Source organism: Blautia sp. AM28-27 (assembly GCF_003480905.1).
In the GTDB taxonomy this organism is placed as follows: Bacteria; Bacillota; Clostridia; order Lachnospirales; family Lachnospiraceae; genus Fusicatenibacter; species Fusicatenibacter saccharivorans.
In genome coordinates this window covers 201,883-218,375 of record NZ_QUJK01000001.1, presented here as the reverse complement: position 1 = coordinate 218,375, position 16,493 = coordinate 201,883, and the positions used below count along the sequence as shown (strand labels likewise).

General features: G+C 40.9%; 13 protein-coding genes. 3 read left to right on the top strand and 10 right to left on the bottom strand.

Annotated features, from left to right (window positions below; translation table 11 throughout):
- Positions 1 to 448: 448 nt before the first annotated feature.
- From DW743_RS00980 to DW743_RS00935, 10 genes are all read right to left on the bottom strand, one after another.
- A complete protein-coding gene (locus tag DW743_RS00980; RefSeq protein ID WP_117760526.1) occupies positions 449 to 5,035 on the bottom strand; it encodes a sacsin N-terminal ATP-binding-like domain-containing protein in 4,587 nt (1,528 codons plus the stop codon).
- 42 nt (positions 5,036 to 5,077) lie between these two features.
- Positions 5,078 to 5,482, bottom strand: coding sequence for a Fic family protein (locus tag DW743_RS00975; protein ID WP_158568535.1), 405 nt, complete (start codon positions 5,480 to 5,482; stop codon positions 5,078 to 5,080).
- Between the two features lie 25 nt (positions 5,483 to 5,507).
- Positions 5,508 to 6,947 (bottom strand): RNA-binding domain-containing protein, encoded by a 1,440-nt coding sequence (locus tag DW743_RS00970; RefSeq protein WP_117760528.1) that lies wholly within the window; start codon positions 6,945 to 6,947, stop codon positions 5,508 to 5,510.
- A gap of 2 nt (positions 6,948 to 6,949) precedes the next feature.
- Positions 6,950 to 7,492, bottom strand: a complete 543-nt coding sequence (locus DW743_RS00965) for a hypothetical protein (RefSeq protein WP_117760529.1) — start codon at positions 7,490 to 7,492, stop codon at positions 6,950 to 6,952.
- Positions 7,493 to 7,674: 182 nt separating this feature from the next.
- Entirely contained in the window at positions 7,675 to 9,351 is a 1,677-nt protein-coding gene (locus tag DW743_RS00960) for a recombinase family protein (RefSeq protein WP_278309101.1), read from the bottom strand.
- The gene (locus DW743_RS00955; protein ID WP_015540908.1) at positions 9,332 to 9,562 is read right to left on the bottom strand and encodes a helix-turn-helix domain-containing protein; all 231 of its coding nucleotides are present in this window, start codon (positions 9,560 to 9,562) and stop codon (positions 9,332 to 9,334) included. Before DW743_RS00955 ends, DW743_RS00960 begins: the two co-directional genes overlap by 20 nt.
- An 88-nt stretch (positions 9,563 to 9,650) precedes the next feature.
- Positions 9,651 to 9,836 (bottom strand): hypothetical protein, encoded by a 186-nt coding sequence (locus DW743_RS00950; protein WP_117760531.1) that lies wholly within the window; start codon positions 9,834 to 9,836, stop codon positions 9,651 to 9,653.
- A 15-nt stretch (positions 9,837 to 9,851) separates the two neighbouring features.
- Positions 9,852 to 11,141 (bottom strand): plasmid recombination protein, encoded by a 1,290-nt coding sequence (locus DW743_RS00945; protein WP_117760532.1) that lies wholly within the window; start codon positions 11,139 to 11,141, stop codon positions 9,852 to 9,854.
- Between the two features lie 372 nt (positions 11,142 to 11,513).
- Complete coding sequence (locus tag DW743_RS00940) at positions 11,514 to 12,905, bottom strand: DNA primase family protein (protein ID WP_117760533.1); 1,392 nt, start codon at positions 12,903 to 12,905, stop codon at positions 11,514 to 11,516.
- Positions 12,880 to 13,500, bottom strand: a complete 621-nt coding sequence (locus DW743_RS00935) for a CHC2 zinc finger domain-containing protein (protein WP_117760534.1) — start codon at positions 13,498 to 13,500, stop codon at positions 12,880 to 12,882. The genes DW743_RS00940 and DW743_RS00935 overlap by 26 nt, the downstream gene beginning before the upstream one ends.
- 222 nt (positions 13,501 to 13,722) lie before the next feature.
- Between DW743_RS00935 and DW743_RS00930 the strand changes: the two genes are divergently transcribed.
- Genes DW743_RS00930 through DW743_RS00920 form a run of 3 tightly spaced genes read left to right on the top strand, consistent with a single transcriptional unit; the run spans position 13,723 to position 16,487 of the window.
- The gene (locus DW743_RS00930) at positions 13,723 to 14,841 is read left to right on the top strand and encodes a DUF6076 domain-containing protein (RefSeq protein WP_117760535.1); all 1,119 of its coding nucleotides are present in this window, start codon (positions 13,723 to 13,725) and stop codon (positions 14,839 to 14,841) included.
- The gene (locus DW743_RS00925; protein ID WP_117526580.1) at positions 14,838 to 15,281 is read left to right on the top strand and encodes a GNAT family N-acetyltransferase; all 444 of its coding nucleotides are present in this window, start codon (positions 14,838 to 14,840) and stop codon (positions 15,279 to 15,281) included. The genes DW743_RS00930 and DW743_RS00925 overlap by 4 nt, the downstream gene beginning before the upstream one ends.
- Before the next feature lie 33 nt (positions 15,282 to 15,314).
- Positions 15,315 to 16,487 carry a hypothetical protein gene (locus tag DW743_RS00920; protein WP_117760536.1) on the top strand — a complete coding sequence of 391 codons (1,173 nt, stop codon included), beginning with the start codon at positions 15,315 to 15,317 and terminating at the stop codon, positions 16,485 to 16,487.
- Positions 16,488 to 16,493 lie beyond the last annotated feature (6 nt).

Sequence of the window (16,493 nt, the reverse complement as noted above, 5' to 3'; positions counted from 1 at the left end):
GCGTGGTCAGATGAGCCGGAATTTGCAATAAGAGCACTGAACCTGTGAACATAATTCACGGATGTTCAGTGCTCTTATTCTTTTTTAGTATGTTTTTTTAATTATGGCGGCATTGCCGCCAAATTTGCGTGAACATCATGTCGTAAACCGCTTATTTACGGCAAAGTTTACAGATTGTTTCTACATGGCTCGATTGTTCCGATTTGATGTCTGCCTTGATTTATTGTACCGAAGTATACGGGAATAAATCAAGGGGTTTTACTGTTAAAGGGAACATATCGAAGAAAGTAGTTCTTTCTATAGTTATGTATGTTCCGTATTTCCTTGATTTCTCCCATACACTCGAGATGGGTGAGCCATGCACTCAAGGTATGTTCCCGATATCAATGTCGGGAACATACGCCTCAACATCACTCTATTTCTTAGAATCATTACGCTTTTGAGAAACCTAAAATTCAAATTCAATTCTTTCTACAATTTCTCTCTTTCTAAATTTTGAATCTTCCCAAAACCTCATTGGTAACTCCATACACTTAGGTTCCTCCGCATCTACATCATAAACAATAATCAGCTTATACTTTTCTGCATTATCTTTCGCATATTGAAGTTCTCCAGGTGAAATAATAAAACTTTTCCCGTCGCCAGTTTTTACTTCTACAAAATACTCTATTCCATCTTCACCATAATATGAAATATCATATCCTCCAGATACAGCTTGACCTGGTTTTATGATTCCTAATTCAATAAAAGCTTCTGATCTAGGAAACACCTTTTCTTTTCCAACCCGTTTACAAAGCAAATTATAAACTAACAACTCGCCTTTATTACCAAGTATTTTTTTGTTTCTATTACGTTTTTCATCATGACTTTGAGTATAAGTTCCTGTTGATTTATTATTCCTGTTACCAGTATTAGCCCCTCCTGTAGTACTTGCACCTTGGTGATATGAAACCTCATTAACCTTAGGTATCACCCCTATATATCTTGAATAAGGATTCTCCGGCATATTATTTCTTTCCTCTAATCTTTTATGTAAATCTAGCCATTCATTGAACGCTTTTTCTTTCCCAAAGTAAATCATTTGTTGTGCGTTCACATCATTAGAGATTTCATCTTCATACAGCTTTTGAGGATTCATTTTTTCATAATTCTTTACATACTCATCATCCGCAGAAAATACATCTTCCGAAGTTTTCCATTCACCAAAAGTCTCAACAACTTTATCTTCAACACTAAACATAACAGAATTTATATACTTAGTAATTGAAAATTGCTCAAATCTATAAACTGTACTAACAAAGTCCTTTTGTAACTTGTCATCCGACTTTGCTCGTGTAAACAAATAATCCTTAAACCTTCTTTTTTCAGTTTGCAGAAAATTCTTAAGCACTTCGCAATAATAAGGAAGCAAATCCAAATTGTACACAAACCCCTTATTTCTAAACTCTTCAACATCTGTCCCTATTTCTCTGAACAAACTAATAATACAAGCTCCATTTTTAATACTAAAAAAATTTTCAAAATCAATCAAGATTTTATCAATCTCATATGTTGGTGCAATAATTTTAAGTACTTTTATGAAGTTATTTCTAATTTCATTCTGATAGAATGCATCTTCTATAACACTTAATGAACCAAAATCTTTTCTTATCAAAAACTCCCTGTTACTATTATCTTTTGTTCTAAATAATTCACCTAGCTTACTCGCCTCAAAGCCGGGTGTATTCGCTATGTTTGTATAAATATTTTCTATTATTTCAGAAACAGTATTGACATCAAATTCTTTATCAAACACAGTTATGTACCAATTAGTCATAGTATCACGAATGCACATATATTCTTCATCAATTGTGATTCGATTCCCAACTTCTAATATTGTAATTCGATTCACTAGATTAATATTCAGATTCTTACCATACTTTTCTATATTATCATTATTCTCTGCATAAGCACGAGCATACTTCTTAAAATCTTGATAATATTGTTGAAAACTACTGTTTGCATCACTAATAGAAACACTACCAGGGTCAACAGTATACTCCTTAGTATACTCCTGACATCCAAATAATGTGACAAAATTTCTGTTATTGGTTCTTTGTCCCTTTTCAACTATTGGAACATTCTTTTTACTTATTATTTTTGAACTTGGAAGGTAAGCATTTTTTGCTAAAACATACTGCAACTGCCCTTTATATTTGACTAATATCTTGCCTTCAACAAAAAACCTGTTTTTGCTATCAGAGTTTTCAAATTTTCTCGAAAACGCTGGTTGCTCAATAATTCTATATATAGCTTTTGATAATTCGGCACTACGTGAAAAATCTAACTCCGGAAGTCGCAGCATTAAACCATAAAAGTCTTCCGAACTCAAATCTGTAATCTTATCTCCAAAACTAAATTTATTAAAAATCTCTTGCACTACACCTATGTCTACATGCAATTCTTCTGCTATCTTTTCCAGCATCTCTATGCCAATAACAGGAACAATGCCAACAAATCTTTGATTGTTTCTAGACCTAAAATTCTGCAAAATTTGTCTTGGCGAATACCTTTTGCCATCGATTTCAATCCATCTTACCTCATTAAACACTTCCAAAATGTAATTTTTTATTTTATCCCAATAATAACGTTCTACTTGTTGTCGGCTACCATAATAAGATATTTTTGCATTTTGAAAATAGAATGGACTACTCAAACAAACATAAAGTTCTGAATCTTTAATTATCCATTCAACAATTTCTCGAGTTGATAATTTCCTTAATAAATCTACAAGATTCTTAATGTATGGTAATCGATACCTACAAGTAACAGTTGTTGAACAACCTATATCCCCATGTAATTTTATTTCATTTTCATATTCATTTGAATACGAATCCAACGGGTATACATTTTGTACTTCTATTACAGGATACTTCCTAACACCAAACTTACTTATAAATTCTTGAAACGCAGCACTCTCCTCTACACTAATATTGAAAACCTCTATTTGTGGAAACTGACCAAAGCTATTATCAAACAATTTTTCCGCTAAAAAATTGTTGTATTGTAATCCCCAAAATAATTTTTCACCATCTTGGGTACTCTTATCTCTCGCATTAGGAAAATTATATTTAAATCTTGTTCCTTCTGTACGCCCCGGCGGATTCCAATCAATTTCTTTTCTATAATTCCCCCATAACCATTTGACAAAATCAATCGCCTTATTGTATGTGTCCACAGATGAATTTACTGTTGATATGATATTGCTACGATCTCTGTATTTAAAATTAATTGTAGGAAATATATTATTTTGACAAATAATACGTGAGATTTGTGGTTCCTTATCTCGCTCTCTTACATTTATTACTTCTTGTACTCCCTCAGCCATGTTGAATAATTCTTGTTGATACTCTTTATGTAGTGCCGGTATTTTAACCCAAGACGGCAACCCTTTTTCATCAAAATCACCGATTAGAAAATAACATTCTTCTTGATATTTTAGCCATTTATCCTCTTGTGTTTTTAACAAATTCGGAATTGACTTTCTATATCTCGTATTCCACCACACAAATGTTTCAACTTGTTTTTTTATATCCCAATCATTGGAAAGCGAATTAATAATCTGTAACAATTCTCTCTCTTCAAAATATAAATCAATTTCTTTTCTCTTTGCTAGTATTTCAATCAACGATATCATCCTATTGTCTAACAAGGAGTTCAATAAACCTTCAAATCCTTTATCTCTGAAAAACTCTGGATAATTTCCACTTATCATCTTAGGTTTATCTTTAACTGAAATATTTTCATCATTTACAGTTCGGAAAATTTTCTGTTCTGATAATATTTCCAAATAGTAATCCTCTAGTTCAAACTTTGCAAATGGAGAAGTAAATCTCCACTTGTTACTTGAAAAATTAGTAGGAATTAAAAGATTATATGCAATATCATACTGTTCTTTATCTACAAATTGATTAGCAACCTCAACTAAAAACAATAACTGCTCTTCTATTATTTTTTTATTCTCTTTGCTAACATTAACCGTGTTCCTGTGATCTCCAAGTGCATATGATGCATGCAAAACGCAATTAAAAGGTGATTCCGTATCCAACAAAGGAAAATACGAATAAATATATCTGCTCATAAATGTATCCATGTCAAGAGGTACTGCAATAGAAAGCTGAATATCTTTCAAGACTTCATCTTCCTCAATTGCATTAGTAATTACTTTTCTATAAAGGTAAAACTCCTCTTGCATTTCCACGTTTTCATCAACAATTTTTTCCAAGGTAATACTCTCTGCAACACCTTGATTATTATTTCTTCTATAAACTATACAATTATCATCCGTAATAATTTCAATCTGGCTAATATTAGGGAGAAACAACAGTATCCTAAGGTCTATATTCTCAATTTGCCTAGACACAGAAAAATCATCATTTAATTTCATCGAATCAATAACAACCTCTATAGTTGTGGTGTCATTATATCTACCATTCTCAATATAAACCGGAACTGCCAACATGGGAATATAGAGGTTCTTGTTCTTCTGTATTTGCTTTTTTATCTGAGGATTCTCCTTGTGTTCTTCAAGAATTTTCTCGGCTATTTCTTTAGAAAATTCAACATTATAGTTCCCCGAAAATATTCTAACCTTTTCTGCCCAATTTAAGACAGATCTAAATCCTGTCCCCTTGTTTCCAATGTATTTTCCTGATTTAGGACTATTATTTCCTTGTACAATTGCCTTAATTCCTGCTTCATCAAAGCAAGTTCCTGTATTTGTAACAGTTAAAACATTCCCCTTATAGCAAATAGTTACTTTAAGCTCACATTGAGGCTTCTCCCCTTTATCAATACTCTTTTGGTAAGCATCATCTGCATTTTGTAATAATTCAAGTATTTCGCGTCCATGATATCCCTTTATATCTCTTTTTTCTATATTGTTTTCAGCAATAAGTTCATCACGTTCCTGAAAGCGAGTATGATTCTCAATATATTCTAGTCTCAATTTATCGATATATTGCTTTCCTTTAAGTATTTCTTCATCAAGTTTCATCTTTTAATCACACCTTTTTGCAAATGTTTCTTAGATACAATGCTACTTCTTAGTCACATACTTTTGATTTTTGCTATTAGGTTTATCTGGTATCGTCATTACCAATTCCCCATTTTTAAGTAACGGCTTCATATACTCTTTCGTAAAATATCTTGGATCTTTATAGCCCATATAAGCAACGATTTCATTCTTACTTCGTGGAATTTTACAAAATTCCAATATTTTATCTTGTGGAGTAGCTTGTGTTTTATCTTGTGGGTTAACTTGTGGAGTTGTCGATTCAGAACCCACAAGATACTTCTTATTCTTAATCGTAGCATGCACCATAAATGCAACTGTCTTATATTCTGGTTCCGGAAGACCTGCTTCTTCCATCTCACGATACATACGGTCTACGCCTTCACCAAACTCACGCACATATTCATACTCATGAAGAAGCTGTGCCATCTTCGGATTTCTTGAAAAATGTATCTCACGCATATTTGAGGCGCACCGTTCCCGGTAGTGTTCCCGGACTCTCCACTGTAATATGGTCATCAAACATCTTAATTTGAATGTCCGTACCCTTTATGCTGTAATCACGGTGTGCAATTGCATTTACAATAATCTCTTTCCATGCAAATTCCGGATATTCTGGTTCTGTCACAAAACGAGCATCTGGTCCAAGATAGGTATGCTCCTTAATCTGTGTTCTCACATACTCAATAGTCTGTTCTACCAAATCAAGAATACGGCCTTGGAACATCTTATCCTTGATAACATTCATCTCTGCGCCGACTTTTGCCTCAGTTCCTTCATATCGTATAAAACGAACTCGTGACCTTGGGAAAAATCTCTGTGGATCTTTTCCAAACATCATAATAGCGGCACCGCTCATTTCCTGTCGACCAGCTACACTTACGATATAATCCTTATTTTGCCTAATATACTCTTCCGGAGTCTTTCCGTAGCCAATTTTCTCACAGTACTTTGCAACAAACTCCATATCAATATCATCCAAAGTACTACGATATACAGGCTCGTCCTCATAGAAACGCATTCCCTTTGAATACATAAGTTCCATACGCTCATCAAAGGTTAGTTTCTTTGACCTGTCGCCAACGCGCAAGAACGCTTCATCTCTATGATTTACATGCATGTCTGCACTTTGCGGAACCTTAATAAGTAAAATATGATTTGCATTACCATTTTTATCAATGCAATCTATAGTTTCTTTTTCAATGAAAATAAATGGCTGACAAAAATCATATCCGGCACGAAGTATTTCATTGATATTCTTAGTGTAATCATCAATTCCGGTAATCTCTCCATTATCTTCAATACCTACAGCTAAGAGTCCGCCATCTGCATTTGCAAATGCAATCATCGGAGTAGCAATTGCTGTCGCTTCTATCTTTGCACTCTTACGGTCAAATGACTGCTTTTCTGTAGTCGTACACATTTCTTCAATTGTCATATCTGTAAGTTTCATCTGCTGCCTCCTTTCCTCTATACACATAAAACATTTTCGACAATATATCAATTTAATTTCTAATAAGCCTGCATTTATTATCTGACTAATAGAATCAAACGCATTCATCGTATACTGAAAGAAATCACGCAACAATTTATCAAACAGGAACCAAGGGTCTACTTTTTCTCCTGCAACCCTTACTTCGTAAGTAGGTGCATTTTCTGTTGTTACCGATAAACGTTTTACTTTCTTTCCATTCTCAGTTACATCGTCAATAAAATCAGAGGCTATATCCTGTTGCCATCGTACAGTTTTCATTGTCATCTTGCTAATAATATTATTTATCGTATCGGCACAGTAGTGTACTGTGGCTATATTTTTTTCAGTATACTCTACAAACTGCCATGACGAATATATTTTATGTGTAATCAAATCCTTCTTCAATAAATCATCAGCCATCTTTAATCTTCCTTTCTATATTTCGGTACTTCTCCAAACTCAAACCTTACTTCTCTAGCTGCAGAAGCTGCTAGCGTAAGTTCTTCTTCTGTTACACCTGGAACAACCCAAAGCCCTTGCATAAAACGAGAATAGAATTCTTTTTCTGACAATTCAGCAGGTGCAAGAAATCTATAATTTGATGGGTACTTCTCAGATGGCCACTCCCATACATATTCAAATACACCAGCAAAATTATCAATTTTTACAGCTTCTGGGGAACCAATTAGCACTGAAAACTTTATATTCTCATTATCTTTATTAAAACAAAATTCTTCACATTTTTTCATTTCATATTCGCTTAGTGGCTTTGCTTTAATTTCAAACCATCTATCAAGACTCGGAATATAAAAGTCCGGCAAATATCGTACCCCATTCATCTCATAACCTTCAACTTCATATTCATACTTAAGTCCAATCATATCAAAGAAAATGGCCCATCTTGCTTCTAAGCGACTTCTGAAGTTGAAACCATTGTACTTTGTTTCAATAGCTTTTATCCCCATTGCATTCATCCTTTCTATAACAACTAATTCACTAACTCAATTTCTGTTATCTAATCCAAAGCCACAACCTATCACATCCTATATCATTGATACATTTCCCCACAAAATAACCAAGGCTTTTCAGTAGTCAGTCTTCTTGTCCCAACTTCCGAAAAGCCCGGAAATTCACCATTTTATGGCACTTATTTATCTTTTTTAGACATCAAAACAACCGTCTCAACAGTTGTTTCAGTTTCCAAGGGAAGTTCTTTCACTTCCTCACCATCAACAGGCACAGGAAAATTGAATACGATCTTCTTTATCCAACTACCGTCTTTTCTCTTTTCCGGGAACATCTCAATTCGCTCAATAAAGGCTTTCATAAACTCTTTCTGCTCCGCTTCTGTTGCGGAATGGTAGACTTCATCAAATGCCAGCAACAAGCGATAGATATTGTCACCGGAAATCTTCTCCTGCTGGATGCTGCGGATCTGACTTTGCAATTCGCCAATCTGAGCTTCGATTTCCTCTATCGTATCATACTGCTCATCATAGCGGCGCTGCAAGTCCAAAATCTTTCTGTCATAGTGGACATCATTGATGTCCAAGGTATCCATCTGACGCTCCAAGCGGCTTTTCGTTCCAAAGGCTTGCTTTAGCCGCCCTTGTAGGACAGCAATCTGCTTTTCCATATCTTCTGTATCAACTGCTGTTCCGATTTTCGCCTGAATTGCTTCTACAAATCGTGGATTGTTGACCATAGCGGAGATAACCTTCGCCACAAATTTGTTGATTTCCATCTGCTCGATATTCAGACGGAAACTGCACTCATGCCCTGTCGGTGTAACCGTATTTTTGCAGTAGTAATAATACCGTGTTTTCTTGTCCTTGCTGTGCGCCTTGGCGATATTGCCGTACATACTCTTGCCGCAGCATGGGCATTTCAAGATACCGGACAGGATGTGTGCATGGTCTGGATTATTGACCTTTTCCCGCTTAAAGGAATTGATCTTGCGCTTTTCCTGTGCCAGATACCAATCTTCTTCGGAAATGATAGCTTCGTGCTGCCCTTCATAAACCGGGAACTCCGACTGCTCAACCACGTGCATCTCGTTTCTTGTACCCTGTTTCTTTTCTGTTCTTCGTCTGCCGTAAGCAATCTTTCCCATATAAACAGGATTGTACAATACATTTTTCACAAAATCCCTTGAAAATCCCGGAATGGTATTATTCTGTCTTAGTTTCTTAGTATAACCATTGCGGTTCAGATATTTTGCAACTCCTGCAACACCCTCATTAGTGTGAATGTAACGGTCATAAATGACCCGAATTACTTCCACTTCATCCTCTGCAATGACAAGGTTTCCATTTTCCAGTTTGTATCCATATGGAGCGAAACCGCCGTTCCATTTGCCTTCACGAGCCTTTTGCTCCCGTCCTGCCATTGTCTGTGTGCGGATATTTTCTCGCTCAATCTCTGCCACCGCAGACAGCACAGAGATCATCAGCTTTCCTGCATCCTTGGAGCTGTCAATGCCATCCTCCACGCAGATCAGATTGACACCGAAATCCTGCATGAGTTGCAAAGAGTTCAGAACGTCCGCTGCATTTCTGCCAAATCGGGACAGCTTAAAGACCAACACATAAGAAACATCATCTTTGCCGTCCTGGATGTCATTCAGCATCCGTTGAAACTCCTGCCGCCCTTGAATGTTCTTTCCGGAAAAGCCCTCGTCAGAATACTCCCCGGCAACGATCATATCCTCGTATGCCGCATACTTCCGCAGCTTGTCACGCTGGGCATCCAAACTGTATCCGTCAACCTGCATCGAGGTGGACACTCTTGTATAAAGATAGCATTTAAGTTGTTTCTTTTTCAGAATCTCCACCTCCCTCATTCCTTCCTTTTACCATAAGTCCCTCGTTGCGGATATAATACTCCAAAAGCCACAGCACATAATCCGGTGCATGGCGGTTGTCCAATTCCCATTCAGTCATAGTCCGGTAAGGAATATGGACGAGCTTGCAAAAATCTTTCCGATTCAGTCCTGTGCTTTCACGTAACTTTATAATTCTGTTTTTACAATCCATCCGTCTTTTCTCCACAAAAGCAAAAATACACGTTGCGTAATCATTATAGCATAGCCATAGTGAATACGCAACGTGTAAATTGCAAATTTTACGCAGCCTTATCCGTCAAAAGCTGCGCTTGATTACTTTCCTCGGAATGCTCCACTTCCTGCGGTGCGTCCTGCTCCAATTTATCCAAAACCTGATGTCCATATTTCTGGAGCATCTGGCTCATAACATCCACACAGCGGTCAAATGCCGCATTATATTTCGCTTCCTCATAATATTTCTTCAATAGGCGATTCCTCCATCAAAGTTCCATATCCTGTCCACGCTTCCGGGCAGGGTGTTCGTGTTCCTGTGTTTCCTTTCCTCTGATGAGGATAGAATTGATAAAAGCCCAAACCTTTTCGGATGCGATTTCCAGTGCATCCAGAAAGGGTTGGGCTTTCTGTTTGAGTTCCATATATTTTTCGTTTACCGCTTCATACCGCTGCTTCCAGATGGAAACCGTCTTTTCTGCGGAAGCCAGTTTTTCTTTCAGACGCTTGTTGTCAGCATTGGCGATAATGCCATTGACCGCATAGCGTTTGAGTGTGTCGCATTCATCCGGTGTCAGCGTAATATTGTTTCCGAATGTGGCTTTTTTGCCCATTGCTTCAATGTCCTGCACTGTCAGCGCAATGGTCTTTGCCGCCTTGGTTTCCTTTTGCAAAGATTCCAGTTTCTTTTTCTGTTTTGCTGTGGCAGCTTTGGCATCCTCCAAATTCTGTTCTGCCTGTGCCACCTGCCCGGTCACAGCTTCCAGCCGCTGCTGTTCTGCCTGCACCTTGAACTGGGTCACAGTCAGATGTTCCTCGGTGCTTCCACGTTCTCCACGCTCCAGATCGGTATATCCGGCAACTCGCATGAAATGAAAAAAGTCATCCTGCAACATACTGTAGGATGACCTCAAAATCTTTTTTCCTTTTGCGTTCAACATTGGATTACCGTCCTCGTCAAGCACCGGCTTGGACTCCCATTTCTTACTGCGGCTGACCTGTGTGATGACCTCCTTAACGGTTCCCCGGAGGGCTTCATCCTTGCATCGCTTCGACCAAAGGATCTGCTTTTCCACCACCGGGATATAAACCACATGAAGGTGGTAGTGGTACACCTCCTCGCCCAGAGCTTCGGACATTGCCCGGTTGCGCTCATCGGCGTGCATCACAGCGGAGAGGATATACTGCTCACCGCCTACAATCTCCACGGCGGCTTTGTAAGCATCAGCATAAAACTGTTTTGCAAATTCATAGCCGCCATGATTGTAGAAATAAGCAGAGTTCACATCAAATACTAACTCGCCGTATTTGACGGCATCCGGTTTCAGACCTCTGGTGGAAATTACGCCGTCCTGTTCCATCTGCTCAAACGTTTTTACATAATCGTCCGTGGGTGCTTTGAAATGAACGTTCAGAGAAGTGCGTTCCGGCACGATGTCCTGATTGCTGTAGCTGTCCTTTTCACGCTCATTGTGTTCCTGTACCTTAGCCACATCTGCCGGGGTTTCCAAGTCCTGATTTCTGGCTACGGTACGGTCTATTCCATCATTTCTTGCCATAGAATTTTTGTCCTTTCTTTGAGATTTGCAGACAGCGGAGAACTACGGAGAGGCACTTTTTCAAAGTGTAATAACCCACTATGACACTTTCATCCATACTGGCTGCAAAGTGCCGTGGGCTCTCCGAGGGCTCTCCCGAGGGGGAATGCGGTCACTGCGGTGACCTCTGCTGAACTGCCCGAAAACTGTCTGCATCGTTTTCTGTTGTTCAGCCCGGATAGCTGCTGTTTTGCGAAACACCACCCATCCCGGCGGCAGTGAAAATCAAATCTTTCACTGCAATAGAAACAGCCCAAATAAAGGGAATGAGCTGTTTCTATCACAAGCGTTTCACGCTCTTTTGCTGCGTACATACGTACCAGCCAATGGGATTTACTCGACCTGCCGCCATTCCTCCGGAATGTCCTCCGGTACGTACGTACACGGCGAATCTCCGTAAAACCCATTTATATGAGGTCGTGCAATGGCTTCCACTCCCATGAATCCCCAAACCCGCCGTCCGGCAGAGTTGGTGATATTGTTGCAATGTTCCAGATTAAATTTCTTGGCATTGGCAATCATGGCGTCGCTGAAGCTGCGGGCTTTCAGCGGTGCAAGGGAATTTTCTTCGCACCACATCCGGTAGATTTCATAGAAATCCTTGGAACTGATGGACGCATCCGCTTTACGCTGGATGTATCCCTCGGAATCCATGAAATCAAAGACATTGTTGTTGTCACGCTTGACCGCTTCCCGGTTTTCCCGGATACGCTCACTCTCCGTAAACTTAAAGTTGTTGGCAACAAGCCGCTGTAAGCCTTCAAATGCCCACAGGAAGATACCCTCGGCTTCAGCTTTCATCTTCTCCGCAAGGTCGGGATCGTCAGCTCTGTCCACTGGCTTTTCCTTGGTGGTCAGCACAAGCTGTCTGCGATAAAATCCGTCACTGCGGTCATACAAGGCTTGCAGATCACCGTTGCTGAATGCCAGCAATCGGGCGAACATCCAACCCTGATAACTCTGCTTGCCTTTGCGTTCCAAATCCATCTTGCCCTGTGCGGTGACAATGGATTTTACATAGTTGGTCTGGCGCAGAGCTTCCATCCGCATATCATCATCCACGCACAGGAGAATGTGTTCCAAATCGGCACGGGCGAAGCGGTTTTCAGAAATCTTGCCGATGCTGCCGTCTTTCATATTCGTGCCGAAGATGGTAGACAGTACCGCACCGATTTGAGATTTACCCTCGCCGCCGTTGCCTTTAATCACCATCATGCGCTGCCCCTTGTTGGAGGGAATCAGGCAATAGCCGATAAACTCCTGCAAAGTTGGAATGTCCTCGGCGTAAAGCAACCCATCCAGAAAGTTCAGCCAGATCACCGGCGCAGTAGCATCGGGATTGTAAGCAACCGGCAAACGGCTCCGCACGATAGCCGGTCTGCCCTCGGTAAATGTGCCGTTCAATAGCAGCGTACCGTTGGACAAATGAATCCGATCCTGCTCCGGTGGAAAGTCCGGCACTTGCGCTTCCAGTTTCAGCACTTCCAGAATGTTGGTGATCTTCCGGGGGATATTGTTTACGGCACAGAATTTCAGCTTGTCGTAAATCTCCCCACGCAGAGGGAGATCGTCCGTCACTCGACCATTGGGCGTGAAAAAAGCTCCGTTTGCGAAGATGATTCTGCGCTCCTGCAGAAATTCTTCACAAAACAGAGCTTCGTTGATGTTCTGCCCGTCAAACCAGACAGGCAAATTCATATCAGGCGTTTTCCGGTTCTTCGCCATGGTGCGCCACCTCCTTTTTCTTTCGTGTGATGTACTCTTGCAGAAAAGTAATTTTTCCCTCCTTCATCAGCTCGTCCACCAATGCCACCCGCTCTTCCAGATCACCCACGGTCAGCACATCTGCCATATATTCGATAGGACAGTGCATCTGGCAGGCTTCCACAAAACGATCATCCAGAGCCTCCTCCGGTGTTTTGGGTGCATACCGCACTTTCCAATCTTCCAGCAGATGCAGATAATCCGTCAGCACCCGGAAACACAGCATTTCATCCTCCCGGAACTGACGGATATAAGGACGCTTTGGCTTGGCCATAGCTGCGGCAGTGGGCGGTTTCGGGTCAAGTCCGAAGTCCGAAGCCAGCTTTTGCGTTGCTTCATAGCTGCTCATATTGAACAGCCTTGCCACAAGGTCGATCACATCTCCCTTTGCTCCACAGCCGAAGCAGAAGAAATAGTCCTCATTCAGCTTCAAGCTCGGATGCCTGTCATTGTGGAACGGGCAGCAAGCCATACCGTTTCGGTTGACTTTCAGCCCGTAGTGTTCGGCGGCTTGCTTGACACTGATTGCCGCTTTGATGGTTCCATAGATCGTCATAAAAAACCCTCCGTTCATAATATTCTGGAAAGCACGAAGCACCCGCCGTGATTGGCAGGTGCTTCGCTCCTTCTATTATGGTTATGACGGATTTTTCAAAAAACAGGCTAATGACAGGACAATCCTGTTTCAAAAAACAGGACAACTTATCTGAGGACGTAGATTTCTTCACATTTACATGATATAATTAAAAAAATGAAAAAACAGGACAGGAGGGCAAGCATGAATCAAGAATTGATGACATTGGATTTCTGGCAGGATACGGTCATATATGAGAGCAAAACATTTCCTGTCGGTACGCTTGCCTGTGATGCACTGAATGTTCCTGTGAATACCATTGCAAAAATAAACGAGCAATGCGAGAAAATCAATCTGCTGCTTGGAATATTAAACGCCGGACAGGATACTTCTGCACTCTTTCCTATGGCAAAGGAAGCTGCATTGACAATGTTAGAGATTCTCAGCAAAACGCCGCCGTTCTCCTATATGGATATACCAAAGCACAGAGAACGGATTGAAAAAGTCTTTACTGTAGACAATGCGCTGAAATATGTGGAGTTTGCCACAAAAGCCGCAACAAATTCCTTGCAGTTTGAAGAAATTCAGAACTTTACCGATGCGATGATGCTCCAACGCTATACCGCAGTTTTCGGGCATCTGGCATACTCCCTTGGGGAATACCAAACGGCCATGCTTGATTTTGCAGAAAAATCAGACGGCAACGAAGCAGACCGCACCGCAGAGGGCTTTGCAAAAATGTTCGGCAGCTATTTCCCGCCGGAGTTTTCTATCACAGAGTGCAATGCTTGGATGTCTACCCTGAACAATTCCGTTCAGTATGTATCGGTCATCCTTCCCGGCGAAAAAGTTGCAAAGCTCGTCAAGCGGATGCACTATGTCTCCTTTGTGGGGATGTTCCGTTCTGATCTCTTTGAGGGTTTATGTGTCGGCCATGCCCCGAAGAAATGCAAAATCTGCGGCAAATGGTTCCTCACCACCAACGCAAGGCACACCAAATACTGCGGCGGCTATGCACCGGGGGACAAGCTGCACCGCACTTGCCGACAGATCGGCAACTTGAAAGGTAGAGAACAGCGAGAACTTGCGGACGATCATCCGCTGAAGCAGATTTATGAGAAACGGCTGAATACCATAAACCGCTATGTGAAGCGTGGTACTCTGGACGCTGATCTTGCGGAGGTTATGAAGAAGCTGGCAAAAGATAAGATGCTCCGGGCATTGAGCAATGTAGCCTATGCCAAGGGCGATTACGAAAAGGAAATGGGACAGGCTGCTTTGAAAAAAGAAGCATTGAAAGTAACTTATAGGTATAAACAATGAAAATTATTGAGGTTACAGAAAACAAAAAGGAATATCTGGATTTGCTGTTATTGGCTGATGAGCAGGAAAACATGGTAGATTGCTATCTTGATAATGGCAGGATGTATATCCTCGATGATAATGGAGTTAAAAGCGAATGTGTCATAACCGGCGAAAGAAATGGTGTGCTTGAAATTAAGAACATTGCAACAGTTCCAGAACATCAAGGCAAAGGCTATGCAAAAGCTTTGATTGACTTTATCATCGAGAAATACAGCGGACAATATGCTGTTCTGCAAGTTGGAACGGGCGATAGTCCACTGACAATACCATTCTATGAAAAATGTGGTTTTGTCCGTTCTCACATAATACCAAATTTCTTTACAGACAATTATGACCACCCAATATATGAAGGTGGTGTACAGTTGGTGGATATGGTGTATTTGCAAAGAAAGTTCTAAATACTGATATGGTAAACCGGAAGGAGGTGCGCTATGCTGAATGATTTTACATGGAATATGACCGGATACATACTGAAACACCCTGTCAATCCGTCTGTTAACGGCATCATCCCCTATGTGGCAGAGCGCATCTTCCAACTGGCACCGGAGCCTCCAGCGGTGGGCAATCTGAACGAATATATCCTGTCTGCCTTGCAGGAAAAGAATTTGATATATTTCTCATTCTTCCTACACCACTACGAGCCGCAGCTTAACAAGCGCATCAAAGACTTTCTCGGTGTGGATGGCGGCGATTTGTACGACACAGACCGATTTATAGATATAAAGCTCTCCTGCCGGGAACAAATGCTCCAAAAACTGATGGACTATGACCTTGCCAAGGGCGCAGAGTATGCTACATACATCTATCCGTTCATCCGGGATGCTATGCTCCGTTTTCGCATGGGCGAAGAAAAATGGTCGGTATCTTCTCTGACCAATTATAAAATGGTGCGGTCAATGGCATGGCTGTACCATAACACCAAGGATGCGGTCAGCGAGTTTTCCAAGAAATACAACTGTGATCTTGCCCTTGCGGAAGAATATCTGAAAGTTGTCCGTGGCATCCGCAATCAGCAGCCTTTCTATGTGACAGACGAAGACGGCGAGGAAACCGGCGAAGATGTTGCCTTGGATGATACTTGGAACTATACCGACATCCTCTGGAACAGCATACAGGCAGAAAAGGTGCAGCGGGCATTTGAGAAACTGAATTACCGGGAACAGACCTTGCTCGAAAAACGGTTAGCAATTTGCATGACCTGTGGGCGTGTCAGCTCATGGAAAGACCGCCCCACCTTTGAAGAACTGGCGGTTATGTTTGAGGGAAGCACAGCCAGTGGTGCAGAACGAGCCTACCGCAGAGCAGTGGACAGGCTGACCGAGTTTTTGGTTGCCGAGGGCGCAATCCATGCTGTCCGGCTGAAACAAAAATCCAAAACCAAACGCAAAAAGAAAATCGCCGCCGCAATCTACGAATATCAGGTAGACTGCGACGGAGAATGGGGCGAAATATCATTGGATTTCGAGAACGGTACAGCAGAGGTTATTTTGCTTGCCGATTGGGATACAGTGAAAACAAACAAATTTGCAAGCAGAGCAATCGCCTATCTTCTGAACTGTGAGAACGAAAAATTGCCCAAGGAAATAATGGTGGCCTTTGAATAACGAGGG

Excerpts from the sequence above, each read along its gene's own strand:
- DW743_RS00920 (WP_117760536.1), top strand. The coding sequence starts at position 15,315 with ATGCTGAATGATTTTACATGGAATATGACCGGATACATACTGAAACAC.
- DW743_RS00940 (WP_117760533.1), bottom strand. The coding sequence starts at position 12,905 with ATGGCGAAGAACCGGAAAACGCCTGATATGAATTTGCCTGTCTGGTTT.
- DW743_RS00945 (WP_117760532.1), bottom strand. The coding sequence starts at position 11,141 with ATGGCAAGAAATGATGGAATAGACCGTACCGTAGCCAGAAATCAGGAC.
- DW743_RS00980 (WP_117760526.1), bottom strand. The coding sequence starts at position 5,035 with ATGAAACTTGATGAAGAAATACTTAAAGGAAAGCAATATATCGATAAA.
- DW743_RS00935 (WP_117760534.1), bottom strand. The coding sequence starts at position 13,500 with ATGACGATCTATGGAACCATCAAAGCGGCAATCAGTGTCAAGCAAGCC.
- DW743_RS00975 (WP_158568535.1), bottom strand. The coding sequence starts at position 5,482 with ATGGCACAGCTTCTTCATGAGTATGAATATGTGCGTGAGTTTGGTGAA.
- DW743_RS00955 (WP_015540908.1), bottom strand. The coding sequence starts at position 9,562 with ATGGATTGTAAAAACAGAATTATAAAGTTACGTGAAAGCACAGGACTG.
- DW743_RS00925 (WP_117526580.1), top strand. The coding sequence starts at position 14,838 with ATGAAAATTATTGAGGTTACAGAAAACAAAAAGGAATATCTGGATTTG.
- DW743_RS00930 (WP_117760535.1), top strand. The coding sequence starts at position 13,723 with ATGAATCAAGAATTGATGACATTGGATTTCTGGCAGGATACGGTCATA.
- DW743_RS00970 (WP_117760528.1), bottom strand. The coding sequence starts at position 6,947 with ATGGCTGATGATTTATTGAAGAAGGATTTGATTACACATAAAATATAT.
- DW743_RS00965 (WP_117760529.1), bottom strand. The coding sequence starts at position 7,492 with ATGGGGATAAAAGCTATTGAAACAAAGTACAATGGTTTCAACTTCAGA.